The organism is Sphingomonas sp. RS2018, from assembly GCF_054489605.1.
On the sequence record NZ_JBTMWL010000003.1, the window covers coordinates 150727 to 175543 of the forward strand.

General features: G+C 66.4%; 22 protein-coding genes. 8 read left to right on the plus strand and 14 right to left on the minus strand.

Annotation, left to right across the window (positions count from 1 at the left end):
* Positions 1-193: 193 nt before the first annotated feature.
* Genes ACX40P_RS10020 through alr form a run of 3 tightly spaced genes read left to right on the plus strand, consistent with a single transcriptional unit; the run spans position 194 to position 3602 of the window.
* A complete protein-coding gene (locus tag ACX40P_RS10020; protein ID WP_459126197.1) occupies positions 194-895 on the plus strand; it encodes an ArsR/SmtB family transcription factor in 702 nt (233 codons plus the stop codon).
* A 39-nt stretch (positions 896-934) separates the two neighbouring features.
* Positions 935-2539 (plus strand): MFS transporter, encoded by a 1605-nt coding sequence (locus tag ACX40P_RS10025; RefSeq protein ID WP_459126198.1) that lies wholly within the window; start codon positions 935-937, stop codon positions 2537-2539.
* A gap of 31 nt (positions 2540-2570) precedes the next feature.
* Complete coding sequence (alr, locus tag ACX40P_RS10030) at positions 2571-3602, plus strand: alanine racemase (protein WP_459126199.1); 1032 nt, start codon at positions 2571-2573, stop codon at positions 3600-3602.
* On the opposite strand, the gene ACX40P_RS10035 is transcribed toward alr, so the two are convergent.
* From ACX40P_RS10035 to ACX40P_RS10050, 4 genes are all read right to left on the minus strand, one after another.
* Positions 3599-4528 (minus strand): 2OG-Fe(II) oxygenase, encoded by a 930-nt coding sequence (locus tag ACX40P_RS10035; protein ID WP_459126200.1) that lies wholly within the window; start codon positions 4526-4528, stop codon positions 3599-3601. The two genes, alr and ACX40P_RS10035, sit on opposite strands and share 4 nt — an antisense overlap.
* 107 nt (positions 4529-4635) lie before the next feature.
* Positions 4636-7878 (minus strand): TonB-dependent receptor domain-containing protein, encoded by a 3243-nt coding sequence (locus ACX40P_RS10040; protein ID WP_459126201.1) that lies wholly within the window; start codon positions 7876-7878, stop codon positions 4636-4638.
* 166 nt (positions 7879-8044) lie between these two features.
* Positions 8045-9220 (minus strand): acetyl-CoA C-acetyltransferase, encoded by a 1176-nt coding sequence (locus ACX40P_RS10045; protein ID WP_459126202.1) that lies wholly within the window; start codon positions 9218-9220, stop codon positions 8045-8047.
* Positions 9221-9256: 36 nt separating this feature from the next.
* Complete coding sequence (locus ACX40P_RS10050) at positions 9257-10252, minus strand: alpha/beta fold hydrolase (protein WP_459126203.1); 996 nt, start codon at positions 10250-10252, stop codon at positions 9257-9259.
* A 95-nt stretch (positions 10253-10347) separates the two neighbouring features.
* Here ACX40P_RS10050 and phaR point away from each other — a divergent pair, with 95 nt between their 5' ends.
* Positions 10348-10947: a polyhydroxyalkanoate synthesis repressor PhaR gene (phaR, locus tag ACX40P_RS10055; RefSeq protein WP_459126204.1), complete on the plus strand. Its 600-nt coding sequence runs from the start codon at positions 10348-10350 to the stop codon at positions 10945-10947.
* 151 nt (positions 10948-11098) lie between these two features.
* Here phaR and ACX40P_RS10060 read toward each other — a convergent pair whose 3' ends face one another.
* Positions 11099-11905, minus strand: coding sequence for a class I SAM-dependent methyltransferase (locus ACX40P_RS10060; protein ID WP_459126205.1), 807 nt, complete (start codon positions 11903-11905; stop codon positions 11099-11101).
* Positions 11906-11958: 53 nt separating this feature from the next.
* On the opposite strand from ACX40P_RS10060, the gene ACX40P_RS10065 reads away from it, so the two are divergent.
* Positions 11959-12144: a hypothetical protein gene (locus ACX40P_RS10065; protein ID WP_459126206.1), complete on the plus strand. Its 186-nt coding sequence runs from the start codon at positions 11959-11961 to the stop codon at positions 12142-12144.
* Here the strand turns inward: ACX40P_RS10065 and ACX40P_RS10070 are convergent.
* The 3 genes from ACX40P_RS10070 to ACX40P_RS10080 all read right to left on the minus strand — a co-directional run bounded on the left by ACX40P_RS10070 (position 12134) and on the right by ACX40P_RS10080 (position 16512).
* Positions 12134-13606 (minus strand): hypothetical protein, encoded by a 1473-nt coding sequence (locus ACX40P_RS10070; protein WP_459126207.1) that lies wholly within the window; start codon positions 13604-13606, stop codon positions 12134-12136. The genes ACX40P_RS10065 and ACX40P_RS10070 overlap by 11 nt on opposite strands.
* 1 nt (position 13607) lies before the next feature.
* On the minus strand, positions 13608-14780 hold the full coding sequence (locus ACX40P_RS10075; RefSeq protein ID WP_459126208.1) for an aspartyl protease family protein: 1173 nt from the start codon (positions 14778-14780) through the stop codon (positions 13608-13610).
* A 202-nt stretch (positions 14781-14982) separates the two neighbouring features.
* A complete protein-coding gene (locus ACX40P_RS10080) occupies positions 14983-16512 on the minus strand; it encodes a CpaF family protein (protein WP_459126209.1) in 1530 nt (509 codons plus the stop codon).
* Between the two features lie 145 nt (positions 16513-16657).
* On the opposite strand from ACX40P_RS10080, the gene ACX40P_RS10085 reads away from it, so the two are divergent.
* Positions 16658-17110, plus strand: a complete 453-nt coding sequence (locus ACX40P_RS10085) for a DUF6265 family protein (RefSeq protein ID WP_459126210.1) — start codon at positions 16658-16660, stop codon at positions 17108-17110.
* A 10-nt stretch (positions 17111-17120) separates the two neighbouring features.
* On the opposite strand, the gene ACX40P_RS10090 is transcribed toward ACX40P_RS10085, so the two are convergent.
* The 5 genes from ACX40P_RS10090 to ACX40P_RS10110 form a co-directional block, all read right to left on the minus strand.
* Entirely contained in the window at positions 17121-17375 is a 255-nt protein-coding gene (locus tag ACX40P_RS10090) for an ATP synthase F1 subunit epsilon (RefSeq protein ID WP_459126211.1), read from the minus strand.
* A gap of 176 nt (positions 17376-17551) precedes the next feature.
* Positions 17552-19027, minus strand: coding sequence for a F0F1 ATP synthase subunit beta (gene atpD / locus ACX40P_RS10095; RefSeq protein WP_459126212.1), 1476 nt, complete (start codon positions 19025-19027; stop codon positions 17552-17554).
* 25 nt (positions 19028-19052) lie between these two features.
* Positions 19053-19940 carry a F0F1 ATP synthase subunit gamma gene (locus ACX40P_RS10100; protein WP_459126213.1) on the minus strand — a complete coding sequence of 296 codons (888 nt, stop codon included), beginning with the start codon at positions 19938-19940 and terminating at the stop codon, positions 19053-19055.
* A gap of 102 nt (positions 19941-20042) precedes the next feature.
* Positions 20043-21572 (minus strand): F0F1 ATP synthase subunit alpha, encoded by a 1530-nt coding sequence (atpA, locus tag ACX40P_RS10105; RefSeq protein WP_459126214.1) that lies wholly within the window; start codon positions 21570-21572, stop codon positions 20043-20045.
* A 9-nt stretch (positions 21573-21581) separates the two neighbouring features.
* The gene (locus tag ACX40P_RS10110) at positions 21582-22136 is read right to left on the minus strand and encodes a F0F1 ATP synthase subunit delta (protein ID WP_459126215.1); all 555 of its coding nucleotides are present in this window, start codon (positions 22134-22136) and stop codon (positions 21582-21584) included.
* A 171-nt stretch (positions 22137-22307) separates the two neighbouring features.
* Between ACX40P_RS10110 and ACX40P_RS10115 the strand changes: the two genes are divergently transcribed.
* Both ACX40P_RS10115 and ACX40P_RS10120 read left to right on the plus strand, forming a co-directional pair.
* The gene (locus ACX40P_RS10115; protein ID WP_459126216.1) at positions 22308-22688 is read left to right on the plus strand and encodes a MarR family winged helix-turn-helix transcriptional regulator; all 381 of its coding nucleotides are present in this window, start codon (positions 22308-22310) and stop codon (positions 22686-22688) included.
* A 78-nt stretch (positions 22689-22766) separates the two neighbouring features.
* The gene (locus ACX40P_RS10120) at positions 22767-23144 is read left to right on the plus strand and encodes a hypothetical protein (protein WP_459126217.1); all 378 of its coding nucleotides are present in this window, start codon (positions 22767-22769) and stop codon (positions 23142-23144) included.
* Between the two features lie 65 nt (positions 23145-23209).
* Here the strand turns inward: ACX40P_RS10120 and ACX40P_RS10125 are convergent, their stop codons facing one another.
* On the minus strand, positions 23210-24604 hold the full coding sequence (locus ACX40P_RS10125) for a DEAD/DEAH box helicase (RefSeq protein WP_459126218.1): 1395 nt from the start codon (positions 24602-24604) through the stop codon (positions 23210-23212).
* Positions 24605-24817 lie beyond the last annotated feature (213 nt).

The window sequence follows — 24817 nt, forward strand, 5'->3', positions numbered from 1 at the left end:
ACTGCCTAGCTAGATCACGATTATGTGCGACGAAATCACGTCTCGGATCGGGACGGTTCGGGGGAGGTGAGCGAGGACGGGATGGTGTCGTTCATGATGCCCTTGCCGGGCGCGCGTGCGCAGGATTGTGCCGCGGTGAGTCCACGATTTTGCGCCCCTGTCCTACACCGCGCCGATCTGCCTTGATGCGCGCATGGAAACTCAATCGCACCCGACCCTGATCGACTGGATGCTCGCCCGCCATGCCGCGGGCCTGCCCATCGTCTCGCGAACCCCGCAGAAGCCGCGTGCCGACGCGCACACCGCCGGTCGCGACATCGGCGATGCCGGCCCGCCACCGCAAAGCTCAACCGAAGTGTTGAGTAACGGCAAGCCGCGTTTTACTCTCAACATTCGCGGGGCCGATGACGCCGAAAACGGCGGAAAACCGCCACCAGGAAGCTCAACCGATATGTTGAGCATCTCGAGCGGCGGCGCATTGCGTTCCGGTGTCAACGTTCGCGCCGGTGATACCGCCAAAACCCGCGAAAAACCGCCATCGCGAAGCTCAACCGATCGGTTGAGCTTCGCCGACGGATTCGCACTGGTCGATGAACTGCGCGAGGATCGGCTCGATGCGTGGTTCGCCGCGCTGGCCGATCCCACGCGCCGGGCGAGGCTGGCGATGCTGATGCGCGGCGAATGCAGCGTCGGCACGCTCGCGGCGCCGCATGCGATGTCGCTGACCGCCGCCGCGCGCCATGTCGCGGTACTCGACCGGGCGGGGCTGGTCGAGCGGCGGCGGATCGGGCGGCGCCACCTGTGCCGGCTGCGGGCTGCGATACTGGCGGAGGCGGCAGGCTGGCTCGACCGCTTCGCACGACGCGACGCTTGCCGCCCCGCGCCCGTCCGCTAGGGTCCGAAGCGCAGGCACGGGGCAGGGCAGGGACGACGCATGACCGACATCACCGCAGGCGCGACGACCGATACGGCGGCCGAGCCGTCGGCGAAGGACATTCGCCTGGTCATCACCGCGTCGTCGCTCGGCACGGCGTTCGAATGGTATGACTTCTTCATTTACGGCACGCTGGCCGCGTCGGGGATCATCGGTCGCACCTTCTTCCCCGCCTCGTCCGAACTGTTGCAGACGTTGCTCGCCTGGGCCGGCTTCGCGGTCGGGTTCGGCTTCCGCCCGCTGGGCGCGGTGCTGTTCGGCTATCTCGGCGACAAGCTCGGGCGCAAATACACCTTTCTCGTCACCATCACGCTGATGGGCGTCGCCACTGCCGGCGTCGGTTTCGTGCCGTCCGCCGCGTCGATCGGCTATGCGGCACCGGTGCTCATCATCCTGCTCCGCATCCTCCAGGGGCTGGCGCTCGGCGGCGAATATGGCGGCGCGGCGATTTATGTCGCCGAACATGCGAAGGCCGGGCGTCGCGGCTATTACACCAGCTTCATCCAGGCGAGCGTCGCGGCCGGCTTCATCCTCAGCCTCGTCGTCGTGCTGGTCAGCAAGGCGTCGATGCCGACCGCGACGTGGGAGGCATGGGGCTGGCGCCTGCCGTTCCTCTTCTCGATCGCGCTGCTGGCGGTGTCGCTGTGGATGCGCCTGAAGCTGAGCGAGAGCCCGGTGTTCGCGCGGATGAAGGCGGCGGGCGAAACCGCGCGCAATCCCTTCGTCGAAAGCTTCACCTATCCGGGCAACCCCAAGCGGCTGTTCGTCGCGCTGTTCGGCGTTGCGGCCGGCCTGACGGTCATCTGGTACACCTCGCTGTTCAGCGTGCTGTCGTTCCTGCAGGGACCGATGCGCGTCGCCGAGACGCCGGCGCAGCTGATCGTCGGCGCGGGCGCGGCGCTCGGCCTCGTATTCTTCCTGCTGGCGGGCAAGCTGTCGGACCGGGTCGGGCGCAAGGTGCCGATCGTCACCGGCTATGCGGTCACGCTGGTGCTGCTGTTCCCGCTGTTCTGGCTGATCGGCCATGCCGCCAACCCGGAACTCGCCCGCGCCGCCGATCGCGCGCCGGTCGTGGTGATGGGACCGGCGTGCAGCTACGATCCCTTCGCGCCGAAGCAGACCGATGCCTGCGGCCAGCTGCTCGAATATTTGTCGAAGAAGGGCGTCGCCTACAAGACGCGTCCCGCCGGTTCGGTCGCGGTGTCGATCGGTGGCGATCCCCAGACCGACCTGTCGCCCGCCGCGCTCGACGCGTCGCTGGCGCGGGCTGGCTATCGTCTCGAAAAGGTCGTGCCGGGGCCGCGCGACATTGGCCTGATCCTGCTCGCGATCGTCGGGCTCGCGGCGCTGTCGGGCCTCACTTACGGCCCCGTCGCGGCGCTGTTGTCGGAGATGTTCCCGCCGCGCATCCGCTACAGCTCGATGTCGATCCCCTATCATGTCGGTACCGGCTATTTCGGCGGCTTTCTGCCCTTCATCAGCCAGTACATCGTCGCGCGGACGGGCGATCCCTATGCCGGCCTGTGGTACACCTGGGTCGTCGTGCTGGTCGCGCTGGTGGTGATGGCCTTCGGCCTGCGTGAGGCGGAGCTCATCAAGGATTGAGCGGGCGGGCGCGGGGGCGTACCGGCTCCCGATGCGCTACGATCCTCCGCTCCGCCTCGTCCTCGACCGATCGGCGCTCGTTACCAACTGGCGGGCCTTGTCGCGGATGGCCGGGGTGCCGGCCGGCGCGGCGGTGAAGGCTGACGGCTATGGCCTCGGCGCTCGCGCCGTCGCCGATTCGCTGGTCGGGGCGGGGTGCCGCGATCTGTTCGTCGCCACCTGGGGCGAGGCGCTGGCGCTAGGTGACGTGGGGGCGGGCGTCTCCGTCCTCCACGGCGTCCGTGCCGAGGACATGAGCCTCATCGGCCTGCCCGGTGTCCGCCCGGTGCTGAATACGGCGGCGCAGGTCCAGCGCTGGCGGCAGGCGGGCGGGGGCCTGTGCGACGTGATGGTCGACACCGGCATGAATCGGCTCGGCGTGGCGGTGGAGGATGTGGCGGCGGGCCTGCTCGAAGGGCTGGAGATCGACCTGCTGATGAGCCACCTCGCCTGCGCCGACGAGGACAGCACGTTGAATGGGGCGCAGCAGCAACGCTTCGCCGCTCTGACCGGAATGACGGGGGCGAAACGAATGAGCCTCGCCAACTCGGCCGGCATCGCACTGGGACCGGACTGCGCCTTCGACCTCGTCCGCCCCGGCCTCGCCCTCTACGGCGGCATCCCCCGCCCGGAACTGGAGGGCTTGACCGCCCCGGTGGTGAGCATCGAGGCGCAAGTGCTCCAGCGCCGCACGGTCCGAGCCGGCGAGGTGGTCGGCTACAACGCCACCTGGGAAGCCCCGGCTGACACCGAGGTGGCGATCCTCAACCTCGGCTACGCCGACGGCTACTGGCGCGGCTTCTCAGGCAAGGGCACCGCCCGAGCCAACGACCATGTGCTGCCGGTGCTGGGGAGAGTGTCGATGGACCTGACCGCCGTCGATGTCAGCGCGACCCCCGGACTGGCGGAAGGCGACTGGGTGTCGCTCAACTACCACCTGCCGACCGCCAGTGCCGCGTCGGGCATGTCGCAGTACGAACTGCTGACTGGGCTAGGGAGCCGGTTCGGACGGGAGTGGCGTTAGGCTGTAACAGCCCACGGATCGATCGGCCGGGCTCGTATCCAGCGTGTTGCCAGCCACTTCGTACCATTCGCGACGGGGAGGCCCGCGTGCTTCGTCCTGACGTCAGGCCGCCCATCGGCCAACACGTTGTCGAACAGCAAGGCGTCGCCTCCGTTCGGCTTGACGGTGACCGACACGTCCGGGAACTCCGTCTCGCCGCCGACAAAGCCTCCGTTCAGGTAGAGAAGCATCGTCCGAACGCGCTGATTGTCGCTGCCGGCAATTGCATCGACATGCGGCCGATATTGTCCGCCGGGACGATACCGCAAGATGGTCAGCGGCTCGCCGGCGTCGGTGTTCGTTTCGGATGCGCGTGCGATCCGCCGGTTGATTGCTTGGACCACTAAATCCTCACGCGCCGGCCCGATAGCTGCCTCGTCGCAAATGCGGATCGGATGGGCGATGCGGTGACCGCTTGCGGGATCTAGAACCATCGCCGGCTCCAGCAGAGCGCCGCCGACCGTAGCTAGATGGGCGCACTCGTCCCGCGACAGGAACCCTTTGAAATGCGTGATACGGGGCGCGTGGGACAGGAGCATGCCGCGTGGCGGCGTGATGGGGTAGCCCTCGTCGTCCAGAGACATCGCTGCCAAGAGTTTAGCCTGCCGCTCCGCAACGAAGTCCTGCTCAGCGGCGGCGTGTAGCCGATCGCTAGCTAGCCTCCAGTTCTTTGGCGAACCCGTACCGTTCGCCGTCAAGGCGGTTTCCATAAGCGCTGCGTCGACGTGTCCGATCTCGACAGCCCGGCGAAGATACTCCCGTGCTTTGCCAAAATCCTGTGGCACCCCGATCCCGGCTAGCGACCAGACGGCCAGTTGCATGGCGGCAGACGCGTCGCCGTTCGCATAGGCATCCAGCAACTGATCCAGGTCCTCGGCGTCCAACATATCCCCCCCTGCTTCAGTACTGTGGCGGCGCCATGCGTTGCACGCCCTGGCCACAAAAAAAGGGGCCGGGCAATGCCCGACCCCCGTTTAGTCTTTTCAGGTCTGGATCAGAATTTGGCGACGACACCAACGTAACCGTAGCGGCCACGGACGTCGTAGATGCCCGATCCCGCACCAACGCCCGTCGCGCCGAATGGCGGCTGCTTATTGAAGGCGTTGTCGATGCCCAAATAGATATTGAACTTATCCGACACGTCCGCTGCCAGGCGGAAATCATGATAGAAGACATCCGGATAGTACGTCACCGGGGCATAGTCGGCGTTCTGCGGCGGCAGGCCATTGACGCCGTTGTAGTCCTCATAGGTATTGAGGAACATCCGGTCGATCCAGCGCATCTCATAACCAACAGTCACGTTGCCGATCTTCAGCGAGGTGCTGAAGTTGACCTGGTTCTTCGGATCGCCCAGCTCGCCGAGCAAGACGTCTTCGAACGACGGGGTCGCCGGGTTGGTGAAGTTCGACCGCTGCAGAACGCGGGTCCAGATCGCATTCGCCTGCAGCACGCCCCAGCCGAAGTTACGACGATACGAGATGTTCGTATCGATACCGCTTGCCTTCAGCTTGGCGAAGTTCGCCGACGAAACGAGCAACGAGCCCTCAAGAACGCGGAACTGCTGCTCGCCACGCGGACCGCCGCTCGCGCTAGCGCGCTGGAAGAGGCCGCAGAACGGATTGTTGAGCGTGGGCGAGTCGTAGCAGAGGTTCAGGATCTGCTGCGCCGTGCCGGTAGCCGCGATCACGTTGTTGACCGTGATGTTGTAATAATCCGACGAGATCGACAGGCCGGGGATGAACGATGGCTCAAGAATGAAGCCAGCCGTGTATGAGTCCGAGGTCTCTTCACGCAGGTTGGGATTGCCGCCGCTGATGATTTCCAGCGACGAGTTGTAGACGTAATCGTAGTCGGCCGGACGACCTGCCGCGGTGCAGTTGGCCGAACGGGTGGCCGAACCGGTCGCGAGATTGCGAGCCGAGCAAGGATCCGCCGGTGCCGGGGTGAAATTCTGGCTCTGCGATGAGAACAGTTCCGACAGGTTCGGCGCGCGGACCGAACGGTTGTAAGCACCACGGAAGCGCAGGCCGCGCACCGGAGTCCACTCCACGTTGCCGCCATAGGCGTACACCGTGCCAGTCGAGCCCTTATAGTCCGAGACACGGCCAGCGCCCGAAATCGTCAGTTCCTGGATGAAGGGAATGTCCTTCAGCAGCGGAACCCGGATTTCGCCATATGCTTCCTTCACTTCGAACGCGGGCGAGGTGAACGCGGGAATCGCGTTGTAGAACGCGTATCCAGCCTGGGTGTAGTCATCGAGATCGTAGAAATTCGTCTCACGACGATATTCCGCACCGATCGAGAAGCCGATCGGCCCACCTGGCAGCTCGAACAGCTGCGACAAGTCGCCGGCGACATAGCCCGAACCTACGAACTGCGTGATCTTGCCCTGCGCGCGCGACGTAACGGTCAGATAGTTACGCGCCGCCTCACTGATGTTGCCTTCGCCGAACGGGTTCAACGGAACGCAAGCAGCGATATCGGCTGCGAGCTGCGCCGGATTGCCAGCACGGTCGGCGCCGGCATAAGCCGAATCGACCTGCGAGCGGCAGACGATCTGACCGGCTGCGTTGCGGACGGCGTCGAGTGCCAGCACCGTGCGCTGACGGCTGATGTTCGACTGGATGACGTTCTGCTCTTTGTACTCGCCGTAGTTGGCCGAGATTTCGTAGTTCCAGTCGTCGTTGAAGTCGCCACGAACACCGCCGACGACGCGGAACGTCTCACGACGAATGTTTTCGTCGCGAATGCCCAGGTCAACGTAATTGCGGCGCACCGAGAAACGATAGGTCCCCGCAGCGATCTGGGCGAGCGAAGCATCGCGCTGAGCGGCGGTGATGGCGTTGCCGGTATTCGGATTGACGAGCGAGTTCACGGCAGAGGTGAGCTGCGTAGCAAGGATCGCGCGGGCCTGGCTCGTCAGGAACGGGTTGTCCAAACGGATGCCTTCGCGATTGACGTTCCCCGCAGTCGCGCCGGTGTTGAAGTACGACTGATCGGTGAGACCGGCCACGCGGAAGTTGTCGGCAAGCGTCTGACCCTGCGAGAAGAACGGGCCGCTTTGCGAACCGAACGCTTCGGTACGAACGTATTTCGCCTCGACGAACAGCGTCGCTCCCTCGGCCGCGTCGAAGTGGCCGACCATGTTGGCCGAATAGCGCTTCAGGTTCGGCGACAGGGCCAACAGGCGACCCTCGCGGCTGGTGGTGCCGTTGCCGTTGATGAAGCTACCATTCGGACCGAGGCCGACGCGGAGCCCGGTCTGCGGGATGAGCGTGCCGTCGCGCTGGAACAAGTAGGCGCAGGTGAAGGTGTTGCCCACGGCGTCACGACCACAGGTCGCCGGCGACGTCGCGCCGTTCGAGTAGCGAATGCCGACCTGGCCGCCGAGCGAGATCGTCGAAGAGCGGATGTCGCTGTAGAACGCGCGATCGAACACGTCGTCGGCGCCATTGACCGAGTTGGCTGCATCGGTATCGACCGTCACGAAACCATCGCTCTGACGCAGATTCTTACGACCGCTGGCGTAATAGTCGGACTGATTAGCAAATTCGAGGTTCAGCGCGATGTTGCCACGACCCTCGGCGAAATTCTTGCCTGCCAGCAGCGACACGTACTGGTTGCCCGCGTCGCCGTACTCGACGTTAACGCCAGACTGTCCGCGCAACTGCAGACCGTCGAAATCGTTCTTCAGAACGAAGTTAACGACGCCCGCGATCGCGTCCGAACCGTAGATTGCCGAGTTGCCACCGGTCACGACTTCGACGCGCTCGATGAGGTCCGTCGGGATCGTGTTGACGTCCGGCGATACGCCGTTGCTCAAGATATCCGAGGCGACGTGGCGACGGCCGTTCTGCAGAACGAGCGTACGCTGCGTGCCAAGGCCGCGCAGGTCGAGCAGGCTCAGGCCGCGGGTGCCGAGGAATCGGGTCGAGTTCTGCTGGCTGAACGTGTTACGCAGCTGCGGCAGGTCGTTCAACACGTCGCCGATAGCGACCTGACCGGTTTCGAAGAACTGCTCGCCGTTGACCACGGTGATCGGGATCGGCGATTCGAGGTTCTGCTGGCGAATGCGCGAGCCGGTCACGACGATCGTGTTGCTAGGATCTTCCTCAGCGACCGTCGTGTCGGTCGTCTGCGCAGTCGCCGGTGCGGAAGCCTGCGCCAGAGCAATCGACGGGATGGCGGAAACGACGCCGGCAAGTGCGGTAGCCGCAAGAAGGCTATGGATTTTCATGTTATCCCCTGAACGAACAGTATCGTGTTCATCCAACAGACATGAAAAGGTTGGGCAGGCGCAACCCGTTTCAGACGAAACGATACGCATTGCAACGAACCTGTTGCATTCAGGTTACACGCTGCGCCGACTTAGCAACGATCCGTTACAAACCGCTAGCGCGGCCTCAATCCCGCTCCACACACATCGCGATGCCCATCCCACCACCGATGCATAGAGTCGCCAGCCCCTTCTTCGCATCGCGACGGCGCATTTCGTAGATCAGCGTGGTCAGCACGCGCGCGCCGCTGGCGCCGATCGGGTGGCCGATGGCGATGGCGCCGCCGTTGACGTTCAGCTTGTCGTCGGCCCAGCCCATTTCCTTGCCGACGGCCAGCGCTTGTGCCGCGAACGCCTCGTTCGCCTCGATCAGGTCGAGGTCGCCGACCGTCCAGCCGGCCTTTTCCAGCGCCTTCTTCGAAGCCGGCACGGGGCCGATGCCCATGATCGAGGGATCGACGCCGGCCGATGCCCAACTGCGAATATGCGCGAGCGGGGTAAGGCCGCGCTTGCTCGCCTCTTCGGCGGACATCACGACCAGCGCGGCGGCGCCGTCGTTGAGGCCGCTGGCGTTGGCGGCGGTGACGGTGCCGTCCTTCTTGAAGGCGGGGCGCAGGCCGTTGACGCTGTCGATCGTCGCGCCGGCGCGGATATATTCGTCATCGGCGACGATCGTGTCGCCCTTGCGGCCCTTGATCGTGACAGGCGCGATCTCATCCTTGAACCGGCCTTCGCTGCGCGCGGCCTCGGCGTTGTTCTGCGAGCGGACGGCGAACTTGTCCTGCGAGCCGCGATCGATCTGATACTGTTCGGCCAGATTCTCGGCGGTGATGCCCATGTGATAGCCGTTGAAGACGTCGGTCAGGCCGTCCTTCACCATCGTATCGACCAGCGACAGGTCGCCCATCTTGGTACCGGGCCGCAGCGACTGGGCGTGCGCGGACATCGACATCGACTCCTGACCGCCTGCAACGACGATCTTCGCATCGCCGCTGGCGATCGCCTGAAAGGCGAGGGCGACGGTGCGCAGGCCTGATCCGCAGACCTGATTGACGCCCCATGCGGGGACTTCCTTCGGCACGCCGGCGGCCATCGACGCTTGGCGCGCAGGGTTCTGGCCTTGCGCCGCGGTCAGAACCTGGCCCAGGATCACCTCGTCCACATCGGCGCCATCGACCCCGGCCTGCTCCAGTGCCGCGGTGATCGCGACCCGGCCCAGCTCGTGCGCCGGCGTGGCGGCGAAGGCGCCCAGGAAGCTGCCGACAGGGGTGCGCTTGGCGGCGACGATGACGACATCGGTCATGGGACTTCTCTCCTGCGAAGACGGGTGATTTGATCTCTATCTAGGCGGTGCTGCGCGATCGATCCAGTCCATCAGCGGCTGCCACAGCAACGCGGGCGCGCGACCGCCGACGATCATGCCGACATGCCCCGCCGCGACGTCATGGCGCTCGCCCAGACCGATGCTGGTCGCGGCTGGCACGATGCGGTCGCGGTCGGACACGAAGTCGGCGATGGGGCAGGTCAGCTGCGACGGATCGACGGGCTTGCCCCCCACGAGCCATCGGCCGCTGCCGGGCAAGTCGCCGGCGAACAGCCCCTCGAACATCTCACGCCCCGCCGCCAGCGTGATCGGCGCGCCGGCGTTGGCCCAATCCTCCAGCGCGACGAAGGCGGCCAGCTGCGCCGTATCGGCATCCGCCAGCGCCTCGTACTTGGCGATGGTCCGCGCCGGGTCGAGCTGCCAGAACCCGGCCTGCAGCACCTCCATCGGCACGACCCCCAGCGCCTCGCAGGCCGGTCGCGCCGATTCCCATAGATCGGCGATCGTCTGCCGTGCGGTGTCACCGAAGCCGGAGAAGCGCCACGGTGTCGCGATGAGCCCGAGCGCCGCGACCGGACACTTGGCCGCCGCGGCGACGGCGATCGTGCCGCCCAGACAGTAGCCGATCAGGACGGGTGGCTCGGACAGCGTCGCGATCAGCGCGCGCAGGTGCTCGACATGCATGCCCAGATCTTCGTCGCGGTCGCCGGGATGGGGCTGGCCCCAGTCGACCAGCAGCACGCGTCGCCCCTGCGTCGCCAGCCAGCGCAGCAATGACGTGTCGGGGGTCAGGTCCAGCACGAACGGCGGATTGATGAGCGAGGGAACGACGACGACCGGCGCTGCCTTTGCTCCGTCGCCGCCATAGTCGATCAGGCGCACGCGCCCCGACGTCGCGACCGCCGGGGGAAAGGGCGGGCGGGCCACGCGATCGGCGGCCTGATACCGGCGCAACCCCCCCATCGCGCGCTCGCGCCGCTCCGCCGATGCTGCGGTTTCGCTGCGCAGCATGTCCATGAACAGTGGCAGCGGGCGGGGCCCGTGTTGCGGTGCGGTATGGAAGGATGATACAGGTTCGTCAGTCATTGCGTATGGGGGCGCCTGTCATGAAGAAATCCGCTGCCGGCCAGGGTCCGGTCATCATCAAGAAATACGCCAACCGTCGCCTCTACAATACCGAATCCTCCTCCTACATCACACTCGAACATCTTGCCGCGATGACGCGCGAGGGCCGGGACTTCAAGGTGGTCGATGCGAAGACCGAGGACGACATCACTCATAACGTCCTGACGCAGATCATCATGGAGGAGGAAAGCCGCGGCCAGACGATGCTGCCGGTCAGCTTCCTGCGCCAGCTGATCGCGCTGTACGGTGATTCGATGCAGGCGATGGTGCCGGGCTATCTCGAAGCGTCGATGGACAGTTTCAGCCGCAACCAGGCCGAGTTCAAGAGCGCGGTCGAAGGCGCCTTCGCCCAGTCGCCGTTCGCGCAATCCCCCTTCGCGGAGATCGCCAAACGCAACCTCCAGATGTTCGAGGTCGCGGCGCAGGCGTTCAAGCAGGGCGCCCCGGCCGGCGGAGCGGCGGGCGCCGGCCCGGCGACGCCTGCCACCGCCACCCCGGCGGAGGGCGAGAACAAGGACGCGCAGATCGCCGCGTTGAAGGCGGAGCTCGCCAGCCTGCAGGACAAGGTGTCGAAGCTCTAGGACGTACCGCCATTCAGCCCAGACGGGCCTGCAAAGTGCGGTTCTCCTGCGCTTCGGTGCTCACGTACCTGAAGTACGCTGCGCTCCGATGCTCGGAAAACCACACTTTTCGGCTCCGCCTGAACTGAATGTCGATACGTCCTTGGCCGGCCTACTTCCGCGGCTTCGTGAAGCGGATGGTCATCCGGTCGCTTTCACCGATCGCGGCATATTTGGCGCGATCGGTGTCGCCCAGGCGATAGCTGGGGGGCAGGGTCCACACGCCCTGCGGCCAGTCGGCGGTGTCCTTCTTGTTAGCGTTGACCTCCGACATTGCCGACACAACGAAGCCGGCCTGTTTGGCGAAGGCGACGACGCTCGACACCTTCATATAGCCGCTCTTCTCCTCGGCGGCGGCGTCGCGGCTTTCGGGCAGGCGGTGCTCGACGATGCCGAGCGTCCCGCCGGGTTTGAGCATGCGGAACATCTCGGCGAACGCGGCCTGCGTGCGGTCGACGCCGGCAAAACGCAGATTGTGGATGTTGCGGAAGGTCAGCACGACGTCGGCGCTGCCCGCCGGGACCGTTGGTTCGCCCGCCGCGGCGGGGAAGGCGGCGAGCTTCACCTTGCCATAGGTCGTCGGATCGGCCGCCTGCAGCTTCTTCACGCCGTCGAGCCCCTTTGCCCAGCCGCCCGCCGCGTAATAGGTGCCGCGCGCCGCCAGATAGGGCGCGAGGATTTCGCTATACCAGCCGCCGCCGGGGATCAGTTCGACTACCGTATCGGTCGGCTTCACGCCGAAGAACGCCAGAGTCTCGGCCGGATGGCGATAGCGGTCGCGGGCGACGTTCGCCGGGGTGCGGCTGGTCGCGGCCACCGCACGGGCGATGTCACCGCGCAGGTTCGCGGGCTGGCCGGTCGCGACGCTGGTCACGGCGGCGGCCACCGACACTATGGCTAGGGTGGTGATCGTGCGCATGCTGTCGGTTCCTCTGGCTGGACGCGGCGGGTTGTGCGCGGCAGTAGGCGGGGATGCAAGTGCGGTTGTGGATCAGTGTGGCGGCCTGTGTCGCGGCTGCGGTGGCGAGCGGGCTGGCCGACCGGCGACGCGCGCGGCGGGTCGAGATCGACCGGGTGGGGATCATGCCCTGGCCGACGATCCAATTCGCAGCGCTGTTCGGCGGTATCATCCTCGCCGCGCTCGCGCTTACCGGATGAGCGGCAGGTCGCGGCGCAGCCACACGACCGTGCGATAGTCGGCGCGGGGCACGCTGAAGACGATGCGATAGTCGCGCGCCAGCACCGGCCGCAGGATCGCCAGCGTGCGCGGGTTCCAGATCTTCAGCCGCCGCGTCGATCCGACGATCACCGGAGGGCGCGCGGCGAGGATGCGGCGCATCTCCGCCGCCTCGTCGATCCCGCTCGCGCCCGCCTCGGTCGTGTAGGCGAGGAAGTTGGGGAAGGCGCGAGAGCTGGGCAGGCAGGCATGCGACAGGCTGTAGGTCGCGGTGTCGCCGATGAAGACATAGGGGCAGCCGCCACGGCTGTTCCGCTCGACCAGCGCCGCGACGGCGCGGGCACCGGCGACGTCGCGCGGCATGAACATGCGCTCGGCGATCATCAGCAGCAGGCCGAGCACTAGCGTCCCGACCATCACCCGCGGCACGCGACCGAGCGCAAGTCCGGCGACCATCGCCAGCGGGGGGAGCAGGGGCAGGGCGTAGTGATCGAAGAAGGTGCCGATCGCGAAGAAGCCGACGACCGCCGCGGCCAGCCAGCCGAACGCCGTCGCCCGCTCCCCCGTCAGCCGCACACGCCGCCGCCGCCACGCGATCGCCGCGCACAGCATCAGCGGAGAGAGCTGCGCGGCGATGCCGAGCAGCCGCATCGCCAGTTCGCCCGAAGGATAACCCGGCCGCAGGAAGATCGAGGTAACGTTGGCGAACCACCACGCGTCGAACGCCGTCGTGCCGCGCGCCGCATACCAGCCGACAACGGCCAGAGTCGGGGTCAGCCCGATCAACAGCCATGTGACTGCGGTTGCGGCGATCGTCACGGTGCGCGCGCCGGCTCTCCGTAGCCACCACAAGCCGGCCAGCCCGAAGAACGCCGCTTCGAATGCCGCCGTGGGCTTTAACTGAATGGCAAGGCCCGCGAGCAGGCAGGCGATTGCGCCCCGCACGGCGATGGCGGGCGCACGCCGCCGCTCTGCCAGCGCCGGCATGCCGAGCACCAGCCGCGCGGCCAGTGCGATCGGCAGATTGTAGAAGACCGGCGCCTGCCCGCCGCGTCCGCCGAGCAGCGGTAGCCAGACGAGATAGGCCACCCCCGCCGCGACCGCCCCGACCCGGCTGGCGCCGAGCGTGCGCGCGCCGCCGGCTACGACCAAGGCAGTGCCCCAAGCAAACAGCGTGGCGAGCAACTGGTAGCCGACCACGTCGTCGCCCGGCAGCGCCGCCGCGCCGGCATAAAGCAGGAACAGGCCGACCGGCTTGCGATCCCACACGTCGATATAGGGCACCGCGCCGTCAAGCAGGTGTTGGCCGACCAGCAGATAATATTGCTCGTCGACATGGATGATCGGGTTGCCGATGTCGGCGATGCGCAGCAGCAGCGCGACGAGCAGCAGCAGGATCGCCGCGGCCGGGCGCGGCACCGGACGGTCTGACGGCACCGCCATGTCAGTAGAAATCGGCGAGCGTCAGCGTGCGATCGGTGCCGTCACACAGGCCCAGCGTTACCACGCGTCCGGGACGACCGGCGGGCCACAGCGCGATGCTGTTGGTCAGATAGTCGGACGGCAGCGGCTTTCCGTCGATACGGCAGATATGCTCGCCCGCTTTCCAGTTCGCCGCGGAGGCGGGCGATCCGCGCATGACGTGCAGGACGCGCAGTCGGGTCTTCTCCAGCCCGACGAGCAAACCGCTGGTCGATTTCAGCGGCACGGCGTCCACCGTCTTGCCCGGTGTCAGGAACATGCGCCGCGCGCGCGGGTCGAGCAGGACGCGGTAGCGTTGCAGCAGGCCGGAGCCGATCCGCCCCGCCGTGCCGGTGGCGGCTGAGAACCCCTTTTCGCCTTCGACCCGCACCTCGATATTGCGCGCCAGCAGCGTCCCGATCCTGAGCGCCGGCACGACGGCCAGCGTCGTCTCCAGCGGCCCGGCGAGACCGAAGGCATAGGCCGATGTCTCGCGCAGCGCCGGCAGCGTCACGCTCGCCCAGGCCTCCTGCGACACGGTCACCATCGATCCGTCGCCGGTGTCGACGATCATCGGGCGCAAGCGGCGGCCGCCCAGCGTCACTTCGCTGATAAGCACCCCGGAATCGCGCGCGATCGCCAGCGGGACCGCCGTACCTCGGAACGGCAGGCGTCCCGACCGGATCAGCCGGAACCGCCGTTTATCGTAATCGATGTCGAGCGCATGGACTCCGAGCAGGTCTGCACCGACTAGTACTTCCACCGGCGTCGCCGTTCCGGTGACGACCGCGGTCAGGTCCGCCACCGCCAGCCGTCCGCCGATACGGGTCAGCCCGCCGACCCGTACCGATTCAACGGAGGCCAGGCCCAGCGGCACCGAGCCGCCGACCGCCATCGCCTTGCCCGACGCCACGGGCTTCAACCCCAGCGCGTCGGCGAACACGCGCGACACCACGGTATAGCTGACGCCGGTATCGAGGATCGCGGTCGCCGGGCGGCCGTTCACGTGCATCGTGAAGCGGATCTGGTTGCCAGGCGTCAGGTCGAACGACACCCACCGCGCTTCGGTATCGGCGGCGAGCGTCGTCGTCTCCGGCGCGGCGGTGGCCGGTGCGGCGACGAGGATCGACAGAAGGGCGAGCAGGACGAAGCGCATCTGGCGCGCGCCTAGCCGGTTTCGCCCCTTCACGCCATCGTTCGGAAGAGGGATCGGGCATCGCACCCGACGTCAAAAGCCACCGAAACGCGTCCAATTCGTCCCCTGTCGTCGCTTTTGTCACTTTTGACACTTTTGTCGAGCGTGACCCCAGTGATCGGTGGGATAAATCAGATTCCCGCGATGTAGGACAGCAGCGCGTTTAGAGGCACGCCTCCAGCAGCGCCTGATCGAACCCGAACTGGCGCGCCTTGTCGAGCGTATAGGGGCGCAAGCCCATCGAGCGATATTCGCCGACGATCTTCCCTTCAGCCGACTCGTCCAGATATTCGAACTTGAACAGCTCCTGCGTGACGATCACCGGCCCTTCCATCCCGATCACCTCGGTGATGTTGGTCACGCGGCGCGAACCGTCGCGCAGGCGCTTTACCTGCACGATCAGATCGACCGAATCGGCGATCTGGCGGCTTATCGCCTCCTTCGGGATCTTGATGTCGCCCATCATGACCATGTTCTCCATACGCCCCAGGCATTCGCGCGGGGAGTTGGAGTGGAGCGTACACATCGAGCCGTCATGGCCGGTGTTCATCGCCGACAGCAGATCGAAACACTCACTACCACGGATTTCGCCCAGGATGATGCGGTCCGGGCGCATACGCAGCGCGTTCTTGACGAGATCGCGGATCGTGATCTCGCCCTGACCCTCCAGGTTCGGCGGGCGGGTTTCGAGCGGCAGCCAGTGCGGCTGCTGCAGCTTCAGTTCGGCGGCGTCCTCGATCGTCAGCACGCGCTCGCCCGGGTCGATCATCTTCGACAGGGCGTTCAGCATCGTCGTCTTGCCCGAACCCGTACCGCCCGAGATGACGACGTTGAACCGGCACGCGCCCGCGATCTTCAGGCATGTCGCCATCTTCGGCGACATGCTGCCGAACCCGGCCATCATGTCGAGCGTGATCGGCTTGTCGGAGAATTTGCGGATCGAGATCGCCGTGCCCTTCAGCGACAGCGGCGGCACGATGACGTTGACGCGGCTGCCGTCCTTCAGGCGGGCATCGGCCAGCGGCGTGGTCTGGTCGACGCGGCGGCCGACCGAGTTGCAGATGCGCTGCGCGATCTGGAACAGATGCTCCTCGTCGCGGAACTGGATGTTGGCGAGCTCCAGCTTTCCCTTGCGCTCGATGAAGGTCTGATCGGGACCGTTGACCATGATGTCGGAGATGTTGACGTCGTTCAGCAGCTCCTCGAGCGGCCCGAGGCCGAGCAGCTCGTCGACCAGCACCTTCTCCAGCGCGAACTGCTCGCGACGGTTGAGGGTCAGCTTCAGCTCGGCGAGCACTTCGCCGATGATCGGGCGGAATTCCTCGGCCAGCTCGTCCTTGTTGAGCGTCGCCGCCGCTTCGGGATCAACGCGCTCCAGCAGGCGTGGCAGCACCTGTTCCTTGATGCGGTGGATCGAGCTTTCGAAGCCCTCCATGCGGCTGGAGCCGGCATCGCCCGACGCGGCCTGCCGCTCGGCGAGCCGCGCCATCGCGCCGCTGTTGGGACCGGGGACGGCGGCATCGTCATCGAGCGAGCCGGGGAGGGCGAGGCTGGCGAGCGGCGGAAACTGCTCGCCGCCCTCCGGCTCCGCGGGCCGCACCACGCCGCCGCCCTGCATCGGCTTGGCGACGCCGAAGGCGGGGCGGGTGCCGGTTGGTCCGGTGGTTCCGTTACGTCGACCGAAAGCGCTCATCGAACTCCTCGCATGCGTCTCGTCCGCATGTTTCTTCGCGATGAGGGTTAGCGGCGAGAGTTTGACAATTGCCTAACCATGCCGCGCTGCTTTCCGCGTCGGGAGCGATATGACATGGTTGCGGCTCAGGCGCGGAAGGGGCGGGATGATGGGCGGACTAGCGGCAGTGGTCGGAATGGTGCTGGCACAGGCCCAGCCACAAGCGCCGACACCGTTGCCCGGCTGGCTTGCGGGTTGCTGGCAGGCGGGCGAGGCGGACCAGTGGACCGAGGAATGCTGGACGACGGCACGGGCCCGGTCATTGTTCGGCACCAACCGCGCAGGTGTGGCCGACCGGCTGACGATGTGGGAAGCGATGCAGATCCTGCCGGACGCCGATGGCCGCCCCGTGTTCTGGGCATCGCCGCGCGGCGCCGCGCGGTCGGCATTTCCGATGGCATCGTCGGGCCCGCGGGAGATGGTGTTCGTCAATCCCGCGCACGATTATCCGCAGCGCATCCGCTACTGGCGGACCGGCGACGTGCTGAATGCCGAGATTTCGCTTGCCGATGGCAGCAAGCCGATGCGGTGGCGCTTTACCCGGTCGAAGGACCGCTGATCCCGGCTGTTCAGGCCGTGACTTGTTCTGCCAGAACCACCAGCCCTACGCCGTTCACCTCGGCAAACCCGCCTTCGATACGGATCGTCTCGGGCGTCGACCCCTGCGTGCGATAGATCGCCAGTTCGCCGTCGCGGACGGTCGACATCAGCGGGGCATGCCCCTCCAGCACGCCGAAGTCCCCCTCGGTGCCGGGAACGACGACCATGTACACGTCCTCTGACTGGACGAGCTTTTCTGGCGTGACGAGTTCGAAGTGCAGCATGGTCGGTGTCCCAATGCCCTCTCCCGCCTTCGCGGGAGAGGCAACGTAGACTCGGTGCCCGCTCTTGCGGGTGCCTAGTCGAAGTCGGTGAGGGTCTTCTTCCGTTGCGGATGGTCGCACAGGAAGAAGACCCTCACCCAACCCTCTCCCGCGAAGGCGGGAGAGGGCTAAAGAAATCAAGCCTCTTCGGCCAGCTTCTGCGCCTTGGCGATGGCTTCGTCGATGCCACCGACCATGTAGAAGGCGCTTTCGGGCAGGTGGTCGTACTCGCCGTCGACGACGGCCTTGAACGACTTTACCGTATCCTCGATCGCGACGAACTTGCCGCTGATGCCGGTGAAGACCTCGGCGACGTGGAACGGCTGGCTGAGGAAACGCTGGATCTTGCGGGCGCGGGCCACGGTCAGCTTATCTTCTTCGGACAGCTCGTCCATGCCCAGGATCGCGATGATGTCCTGCAGCGACTTGTACTTCTGCAGCGTCTCCTGCACGCGGCGCGCGGTCTGGTAATGCTCCTCGCCGACGATGGCGGGGGTCAGCACGCGGCTGGTCGAATCGAGCGGATCGACCGCGGGATAGATGCCGAGTTCCGAGATCGCGCGGTTGAGCACGGTCGTCGCGTCCAAGTGGGCGAACGACGTGGCCGGCGCCGGATCGGTAAGATCGTCGGCGGGGACATACACGGCCTGCACCGAGGTGATCGACCCCTTGTTGGTCGAAGTGATCCGCTCCTGCAGCGCACCCATGTCGGTCGACAGCGTCGGCTGATAGCCCACGGCCGACGGGATGCGGCCGAGCAGTGCCGACACTTCGGCGCCGGCCTGCGTGAAGCGGAAGATGTTGTCGACGAAGAACAGCACGTCCTGCCCCTCGACGTCGCGGAAATACTCGGCGATCGTCAGGCCCGACAGCGCGACGCGGGCACGGGCGCCCGGCGGCTCGTTCATCTGGCCGAACACCAGCGCGACCTTCGATCCCTCGCTGGTCGGATTGCCGTCGGCATCCTTGGCGATGACGTTGGCGTCGAGGAACTCGTGATAGAGGTCGTTGCCCTCACGCGTCCGTTCGCCCACGCCGGCGAACACCGACGTGCCGCCATGGCCCTTGGCGATGTTGTTGATAAGCTCCTGGATCAGCACGGTCTTGCCGACGCCGGCGCCGCCGAACAGGCCGATCTTGCCGCCCTTCGCATAGGGCGCGAGCAGGTCGATGACCTTGATGCCGGTCACGAGGATCGCGCTCTCGGTCGACTGGTCGACGAATTCCGGTGCCTTCGCATGGATCGGGGCGGTCGTCTCGGCACCGATCGGACCACGCTCGTCGATCGGCTCGCCGATGACGTTCATGATGCGACCGAGCGTCTTCGGGCCGACCGGCACCCGGATCTGCGAGCCGGTGTCGGTCACCGTCTGGCCGCGGGTGAGGCCCTCGGTCGCGTCCATCGCGATCGTGCGGACGGTGTTCTCGCCCAGATGCTGCGCGACTTCCAGCACCAGCTTGTTGCCGTTGTTGTCGGTCTCGAGCGCGTTCAGGATCGACGGCAGCGCGCCGCCGTCGAACGACACGTCGACGACCGCGCCGATGATCTGGCTGATGCGGCCGACGTTGTTCGTTGTGCCCTCGGTGGGGCGATCGATTGCGGCGGTGGCCATGTCTGCTTCCTTGCCTTCGTGTGCCTTAGAGCGCTTCCGCGCCCGAGATGATTTCCACCAGCTCGGTCGTGATCGCGGCCTGGCGGGTGCGGTTGTACTGGATCGTCAGCTTCTGGATCAGGTCGCCGGCGTTGCGGGTGGCGTTGTCCATCGCGGTCATCTTGCTGCCCTGCTCCGACGCGGCGTTCTCGCGCATCGCGCGGTACAGCTGGATGGCGACGTTGCGCGGCAGCAGGTCGGCGAGGATCGATTCTTCGTCGGGCTCGTACTCGACGACGGCCATGCCGCTGTCGGCGCTGGCCTTGCCCTCTCCGCCCGCGACCGAGACGGGGATGATCTGGCGCTCGGTCGGCTCCTGCGTCAGCACCGACTTGAAGGCGGAGAAGAACAGGTGGGCGACGTCGAACTCACCCTTCTCATACCGCGCGATCAGGTCGTCGGCGTAACCGCGCGCATCCGCAAAGGTCAGCTTGCCGAGGTCGCCCGGCTCGATGCCGTGCACCATCGACGCGCGGTACAGGCGGTTCAGCACGTTACGGCCCTTGCGGCCGATCGTGTAGAACTTGACCGTTTTGCCTTGCGCGATCAACTCGTCGGCGCGGCGGCGGGCGAGGCGGGCGATGTTGGTGTTGAACGCCCCGGCGAGGCCGCGGTCGCTGGTCGCGACGACGAACAGGTGGACCTGATCCTTGCCCGTACCCGACAGCAGCAGCGGCGCGGATGCGCTCGCCCCGACCTTCGACGCCAGCGACGCGACGACGCGCTCCAGCGTGGCGGCATAGGGACGACCGGCCTCCGCCGCCTCCTGCGCGCGGCGCAGTTTCGCGGCGGCGACCATCTTCATCGCCTTGGTGATCTTCTGCGTCGACTTCACCGAGCCGATGCGGATCTTGAGGGCCTTCAAACTAGCCATCGTCTTCTTTCTCGTGCTCCCGCGCAGGCGGGAGCCCAGGGTAATCGAGCGAGCCGTTTGTGGCTCTGGGCTCCCGCCTTCGCGGGAGCACACCGCTAGCCGTTACGCGAACGTCTTCGCGAACGCCTCGAGCGCGCTCTTGAGCTTGCCCTTCACGTCGTCGCCCAGATCCTTGGTATCGCGGATCGTCGCCAGCACGCCCGAGTGGTTGGCGCGCATGTCGGCAAGCAGCGCCGCCTCATAACGGGTGACCTGCTCGACCGGGATCGCGTCGATATAGCCCTGCGTGCCCGCGAAGATCGACACGACCTGCTCCTCGAAGGGGAGCGGTGCGAACTGCGGCTGCTTCAGCAGCTCGGTCAGGCGTGCGCCGCGGTTGAGCAGCTTCTGCGTCGAGGCGTCGAGGTCCGAACCGAACTGCGCGAACGCCGCCATCTCGCGATACTGCGCCAGCTCCAACTTGATCGAGCCGGCGACCTTCTTCATCGCCTTGGTCTGCGCGGCGGAGCCGACGCGGCTGACCGACAGGCCGACGTTGATCGCGGGGCGGATGCCCGCAAAGAACAGGTCGGTTTCGAGGAAGATCTGGCCGTCGGTGATCGAGATCACGTTGGTCGGGATGTAGGCCGACACGTCGCCCGCCTGCGTCTCAATGATCGGCAGCGCGGTGAGGCTGCCGCCGCCGTTGGCGTCCGACATCTTGGCGGCGCGCTCCAGCAGGCGGCTGTGCAGGTAGAACACGTCGCCCGGATAGGCCTCGCGGCCCGGCGGGCGGCGCAGCAGCAGCGACATCTGGCGATAGGCGACCGCCTGCTTCGACAAATCGTCGAACACGATCAGCGCGTGCATGCCGTTGTCACGGAAATACTCGCCCATCGCGGTGCCGGTGTAGGGCGCGAGGAACTGCAGCGGGGCGGGCTCCGACGCGGTCGCGGCGACGACGATGGAATATTCCATCGCGCCATTCTCTTCGAGCGTCTTGACGAGCTGCGCCACCGTCGAGCGCTTCTGGCCGACCGCGACATAGACGCAGTACAGCTTCTTCTTCTCGTCGGTGCCAGCGTTGTTGGTCTTCTGGTTGATGAAGGTGTCGATCGCGACGGCCGACTTGCCGGTCTGACGATCGCCGATGATGAGCTCGCGCTGGCCACGGCCGACGGGGACGAGCGCGTCGATCGCCTTCAGGCCCGACTGCATCGGCTCGCTGACCGACTGGCGCGGGATGATGCCCGGGGCCTTCACCTCGACGCGGCTGCGCTTCTCGGACACGATCGGGCCCTTGCCGTCGATCGGGTTGCCGAGGCCGTCGACCACGCGGCCCAGCAGGCCCTTGCCGACGGGGACGTCGACGATCGTGCCGGTCCGCTTGACGACGTCGCCTTCCTTGATCTCCGAATCCGAACCGAAGATCACGACGCCGACATTGTCGGCCTCCAGGTTCAGCGCCATGCCCTGCACGCCGTTGGCGAATTCGACCATCTCGCCCGCCTGGACGTTGTCGAGGCCGTGGATGCGGGCGATGCCGTCACCGACGCTCAGCACCTGACCGGTCTCGCTGACCGTGGCTTCGGTGCCGAAATTGGCGATCTGGTCCTTGATGACCTTCGAGATTTCTGCGGCGCGGATATCCATGTGCGAGCCTTAGCCTTTCATCGCGTGCGCGAGGGTGTTCAAACGGGTCTTGATCGAGCTGTCGATCATCTGGCTGCCGATCTTCACGACCAGCCCGCCGAGAAGCGAGGGATCGACCCGCAGGTCGATGGAAACGTCACGGCCGACGCGGGTGCGCAGCGCCTGGCGCAGGTCGTTGACCTGCGCCTCGTCGAGCGGATGCGCCGAGGCGACCTCCGCCGTCGTCTCGCCGCGGTGCGCGGCGGCGAGCGTGCGGAACGCCCGGATGATCGCGGGCAGATCGCGCAGGCGGCGGTTTTCCGCCAGCACGCCCAGGAATTTGGTGGTCGTGGGATCGAGGCCCAGCGACTGTGCGACCGCGCCGATCGCCTTGCCGGCAGCGGTGCGACCGACCACCGGGCTGGTCGTCAGCGCGCGCAGGTCGTCCGACTGGTCGAGCGCGTCGCGCACCGTCGAGAGGCTGGCCTCCACCGCGTCGATACTGCGCGCATCACGCGCCAGTTCGAACAGCGCGGTCGCATAGCGTCCGCTGAGGCTTGCCTGAATACCGCCGGTGCTTTCCACGAACGCAACGTTCCTTATCGGACTAGATCGGGTGCGACCCATGAGGAAAAGGGGCCGAATCCACGACCGGCCCCCTTGGGTCGCCGCGCGGTTAGCATCGGGTCGTTCCGGTTGCAACCACCGACACATGATTGGTTGACGTGGAAACCGGTTTTGGGCGACGGGTGGCGGATGGAAGCGCTACGAACCGTCGTGCGGGCGATCGACCTGCGAGCCGCGGCGTTGCTCGTGTCGCACGACCTGTCGGTCGCGGAGTGGCGCCTTCTGGCAGCGCTGCATGACGCAGGCGCGGTGCCGCCCAGCCTGCTGGCGGAACGGCTCGGACTGACGCGAGGCGGGGTCACGAAGCTGATCGACCGGTTGAAGGCGCGCCGCCTGCTGGTGCGCGCTCGCGCGGGGGGCGCCGACCGCCGATATCAGACGATCGCGCTGACCGGGGCGGGGGCGGTGCTGGTCGCGGGATTGCAGCCGGCGATGCGTGACGCAGTCGCGCTGTCCGCCAAAGAGCGTGACGCGCTGTCGGTTCTATTGATGCAGAGCAACCCGATTTAGCGTCGTGCTACCGGACATAAGGTGACGACCCCCTCGTTCTCGATCCGTGGGACTTGCCCGCATCAAAGGATTGCCACGATGGTCAAATTTGCCGGAACGATGAACGCGATCAATCGCGGCCTCGACGAAACCAAGCCCGCCAAGGGCGTCGACCTGATCGAGGATTGGGAAAGCGCACTCGCCGATCTCGATGTTCCGGGATCGAAGGGCATCGTCCGCGACCTGGGCGCACTGCGCAAGCAGCTGGAGAAGGACGCGCCCGACGTCGATCGCGTCCATGCCATCCTGCACCGGCTGGGCGTGGCGACGGTGAAGATCGCCGACCGCAGCGATACGTCGCCCGAGAAGATCAAGGCGCTGGGTGAAGCGCTGACCGAGGCGGGCGAGGAGCAGCCCGACGAGGAGGAAGACGCCGCCGCCGCCGCCGCGCCGAAGCGGGCGCGCAAGAAGGCCTGACGCACGAACGGCGGCCGGGGTAATCCCCCCGGCCGCCGTCGTTAGCTAACACCTGCTCGAAAGGCTCAGCGGCCGCGACCGCCGCCGCTGCCGCCGACACTGCGCTGGCCGCCACCCGGACGACCGCCGCCGCCACCGGCGGGACGTGCGCTGAACTTCTTCTTTGCCGGGAAGAACCGACGCTCGCCCTCGGGCGCCGCCGTGCCACCGCCGCGCCCGCCACGGGCACCGCCGCCCTGTTGCGCACGACCGGCGCGACCGTTGCGCTCGTCGCGGTCCATCGGCACAGGCTTGCGCGCCTTCACCAGCTTCGCGGCTTCCTCGAGGAAGTTCTCGGGCAGCGAGCGCACCGGGATTTTCTGGCGCGTCAGCTTCTCGATATCGCGCAGATAGGTCTTCTCGTCATCAGCGCAGAAGCTGATGGCGATGCCATCGGCGCCCGCACGCGCGGTGCGGCCGATGCGATGGACGTACTGCTCCGGCACGTTGGGCAGCTCGAAGTTGAACACGTGGCTGACGCCCGACACGTCGATGCCGCGCGCGGCGATGTCGGTGGCGACCAGGATCGGCACCTCGCCCGAACGGAACAGGCCGAGCGCCCGCTCACGCTGCGGCTGCGACTTGTTGCCGTGGATGGCGTTCGACGCGACGTCGTTCGCCGCCAGCAGCTTCACGACGCGGTCGGCGCCATGCTTGGTGCGGGTGAAGATCAGTGCGCGGTCGATCTTGAGCTGGCCCAGCGCCATCGTCAGCAGCGCCTGCTTCTCGGTCTGGTTGACGAAGATCACCTGCTGCTCGACGCGCTCGGCGGTGGTCGATTCCGGGGCGACCTTCACCTCGACCGGGTCCTTGATGAACTGTTCGGCCAGCTCGCGGATCGCCTTCGGCATGGTGGCCGAGAAGAACAGCGACTGGCGACGATGCGGCAGCAGCTTCACGACGCGCTTCAGCGCGTGGATGAAGCCGAGGTCCATCATCTGGTCGGCCTCGTCCAGCACGAAGATCTCGACCGCGTTCAGGCTCAGGTGACCCTGCTCGATCAGGTCGACCATGCGGCCCGGCGTGGCGACGAGGATATCGACGCCCTTCGACAGGTCGTTCTTGTTCTTATGGAGCGAGGTGCCGCCGAACACGGTGACGACCGACAGGCGGCTGCCCTTCGAATAGAGCTTCGCATTGTCGGCGATCTGCGCGGCGAGCTCACGCGTCGGCGCGAGCACCAGCATGCGGCACTGGCGCGGGTTGGGGCGATTGTTGCTGGCGACCAGCCGATCGATCGACGGCAGCACGAACGCCGCGGTCTTGCCGGTGCCGGTCTGCGCGATGCCGAGCAGGTCGCGACCCTGCAGCAGGGCGGGGATCGACTGCGCCTGGATCGGGGTCGGGTTGACGTAACCCTTTGCGGTCAGGGCGTCGAGAACGGGCTTGGACAGGCCAAGCTGGTCGAAAGTGATGGTCATGGAAATGGTAGACTCTTCGAATGGAGTCGGCGCGCTGACGTCACACGGACGTAGCGAAACGACGGGCCAGTAACTGGCGACCCGCGTGATAGGGGAAGCTTGGGGAAAGCGAAGCCGAGCCGGGGGCGAAACCGCCCGATCACGCAGCCTTCTGACGGGCTTCGCTGAAACGCCATATGCATGTTGCGTTGCGGAAAGTCAACATGAGGGTTG

What these genes read in the sequence shown, in the direction of transcription:
- ACX40P_RS10020 (WP_459126197.1), top strand. Translation starts at nt 194, where the DNA reads ATGGAAACTCAATCGCACCCGACCCTGATCGACTGGATGCTCGCCCGC.
- ACX40P_RS10025 (WP_459126198.1), top strand. Translation starts at nt 935, where the DNA reads ATGACCGACATCACCGCAGGCGCGACGACCGATACGGCGGCCGAGCCG.
- alr (WP_459126199.1), top strand. Translation starts at nt 2,571, where the DNA reads ATGCGCTACGATCCTCCGCTCCGCCTCGTCCTCGACCGATCGGCGCTC.
- ACX40P_RS10035 (WP_459126200.1), bottom strand. Translation starts at nt 4,528, where the DNA reads ATGTTGGACGCCGAGGACCTGGATCAGTTGCTGGATGCCTATGCGAAC.
- ACX40P_RS10040 (WP_459126201.1), bottom strand. Translation starts at nt 7,878, where the DNA reads ATGAAAATCCATAGCCTTCTTGCGGCTACCGCACTTGCCGGCGTCGTT.
- ACX40P_RS10045 (WP_459126202.1), bottom strand. Translation starts at nt 9,220, where the DNA reads ATGACCGATGTCGTCATCGTCGCCGCCAAGCGCACCCCTGTCGGCAGC.
- ACX40P_RS10050 (WP_459126203.1), bottom strand. Translation starts at nt 10,252, where the DNA reads ATGCTGCGCAGCGAAACCGCAGCATCGGCGGAGCGGCGCGAGCGCGCG.
- phaR (WP_459126204.1), top strand. Translation starts at nt 10,348, where the DNA reads ATGAAGAAATCCGCTGCCGGCCAGGGTCCGGTCATCATCAAGAAATAC.
- ACX40P_RS10060 (WP_459126205.1), bottom strand. Translation starts at nt 11,905, where the DNA reads ATGCGCACGATCACCACCCTAGCCATAGTGTCGGTGGCCGCCGCCGTG.
- ACX40P_RS10065 (WP_459126206.1), top strand. Translation starts at nt 11,959, where the DNA reads ATGCAAGTGCGGTTGTGGATCAGTGTGGCGGCCTGTGTCGCGGCTGCG.
- ACX40P_RS10070 (WP_459126207.1), bottom strand. Translation starts at nt 13,606, where the DNA reads ATGGCGGTGCCGTCAGACCGTCCGGTGCCGCGCCCGGCCGCGGCGATC.
- ACX40P_RS10075 (WP_459126208.1), bottom strand. Translation starts at nt 14,780, where the DNA reads ATGCGCTTCGTCCTGCTCGCCCTTCTGTCGATCCTCGTCGCCGCACCG.
- ACX40P_RS10080 (WP_459126209.1), bottom strand. Translation starts at nt 16,512, where the DNA reads ATGAGCGCTTTCGGTCGACGTAACGGAACCACCGGACCAACCGGCACC.
- ACX40P_RS10085 (WP_459126210.1), top strand. Translation starts at nt 16,658, where the DNA reads ATGATGGGCGGACTAGCGGCAGTGGTCGGAATGGTGCTGGCACAGGCC.
- ACX40P_RS10090 (WP_459126211.1), bottom strand. Translation starts at nt 17,375, where the DNA reads ATGCTGCACTTCGAACTCGTCACGCCAGAAAAGCTCGTCCAGTCAGAG.
- atpD (WP_459126212.1), bottom strand. Translation starts at nt 19,027, where the DNA reads ATGGCCACCGCCGCAATCGATCGCCCCACCGAGGGCACAACGAACAAC.
- ACX40P_RS10100 (WP_459126213.1), bottom strand. Translation starts at nt 19,940, where the DNA reads ATGGCTAGTTTGAAGGCCCTCAAGATCCGCATCGGCTCGGTGAAGTCG.
- atpA (WP_459126214.1), bottom strand. Translation starts at nt 21,572, where the DNA reads ATGGATATCCGCGCCGCAGAAATCTCGAAGGTCATCAAGGACCAGATC.
- ACX40P_RS10115 (WP_459126216.1), top strand. Translation starts at nt 22,308, where the DNA reads ATGGAAGCGCTACGAACCGTCGTGCGGGCGATCGACCTGCGAGCCGCG.
- ACX40P_RS10120 (WP_459126217.1), top strand. Translation starts at nt 22,767, where the DNA reads ATGGTCAAATTTGCCGGAACGATGAACGCGATCAATCGCGGCCTCGAC.
- ACX40P_RS10125 (WP_459126218.1), bottom strand. Translation starts at nt 24,604, where the DNA reads ATGACCATCACTTTCGACCAGCTTGGCCTGTCCAAGCCCGTTCTCGAC.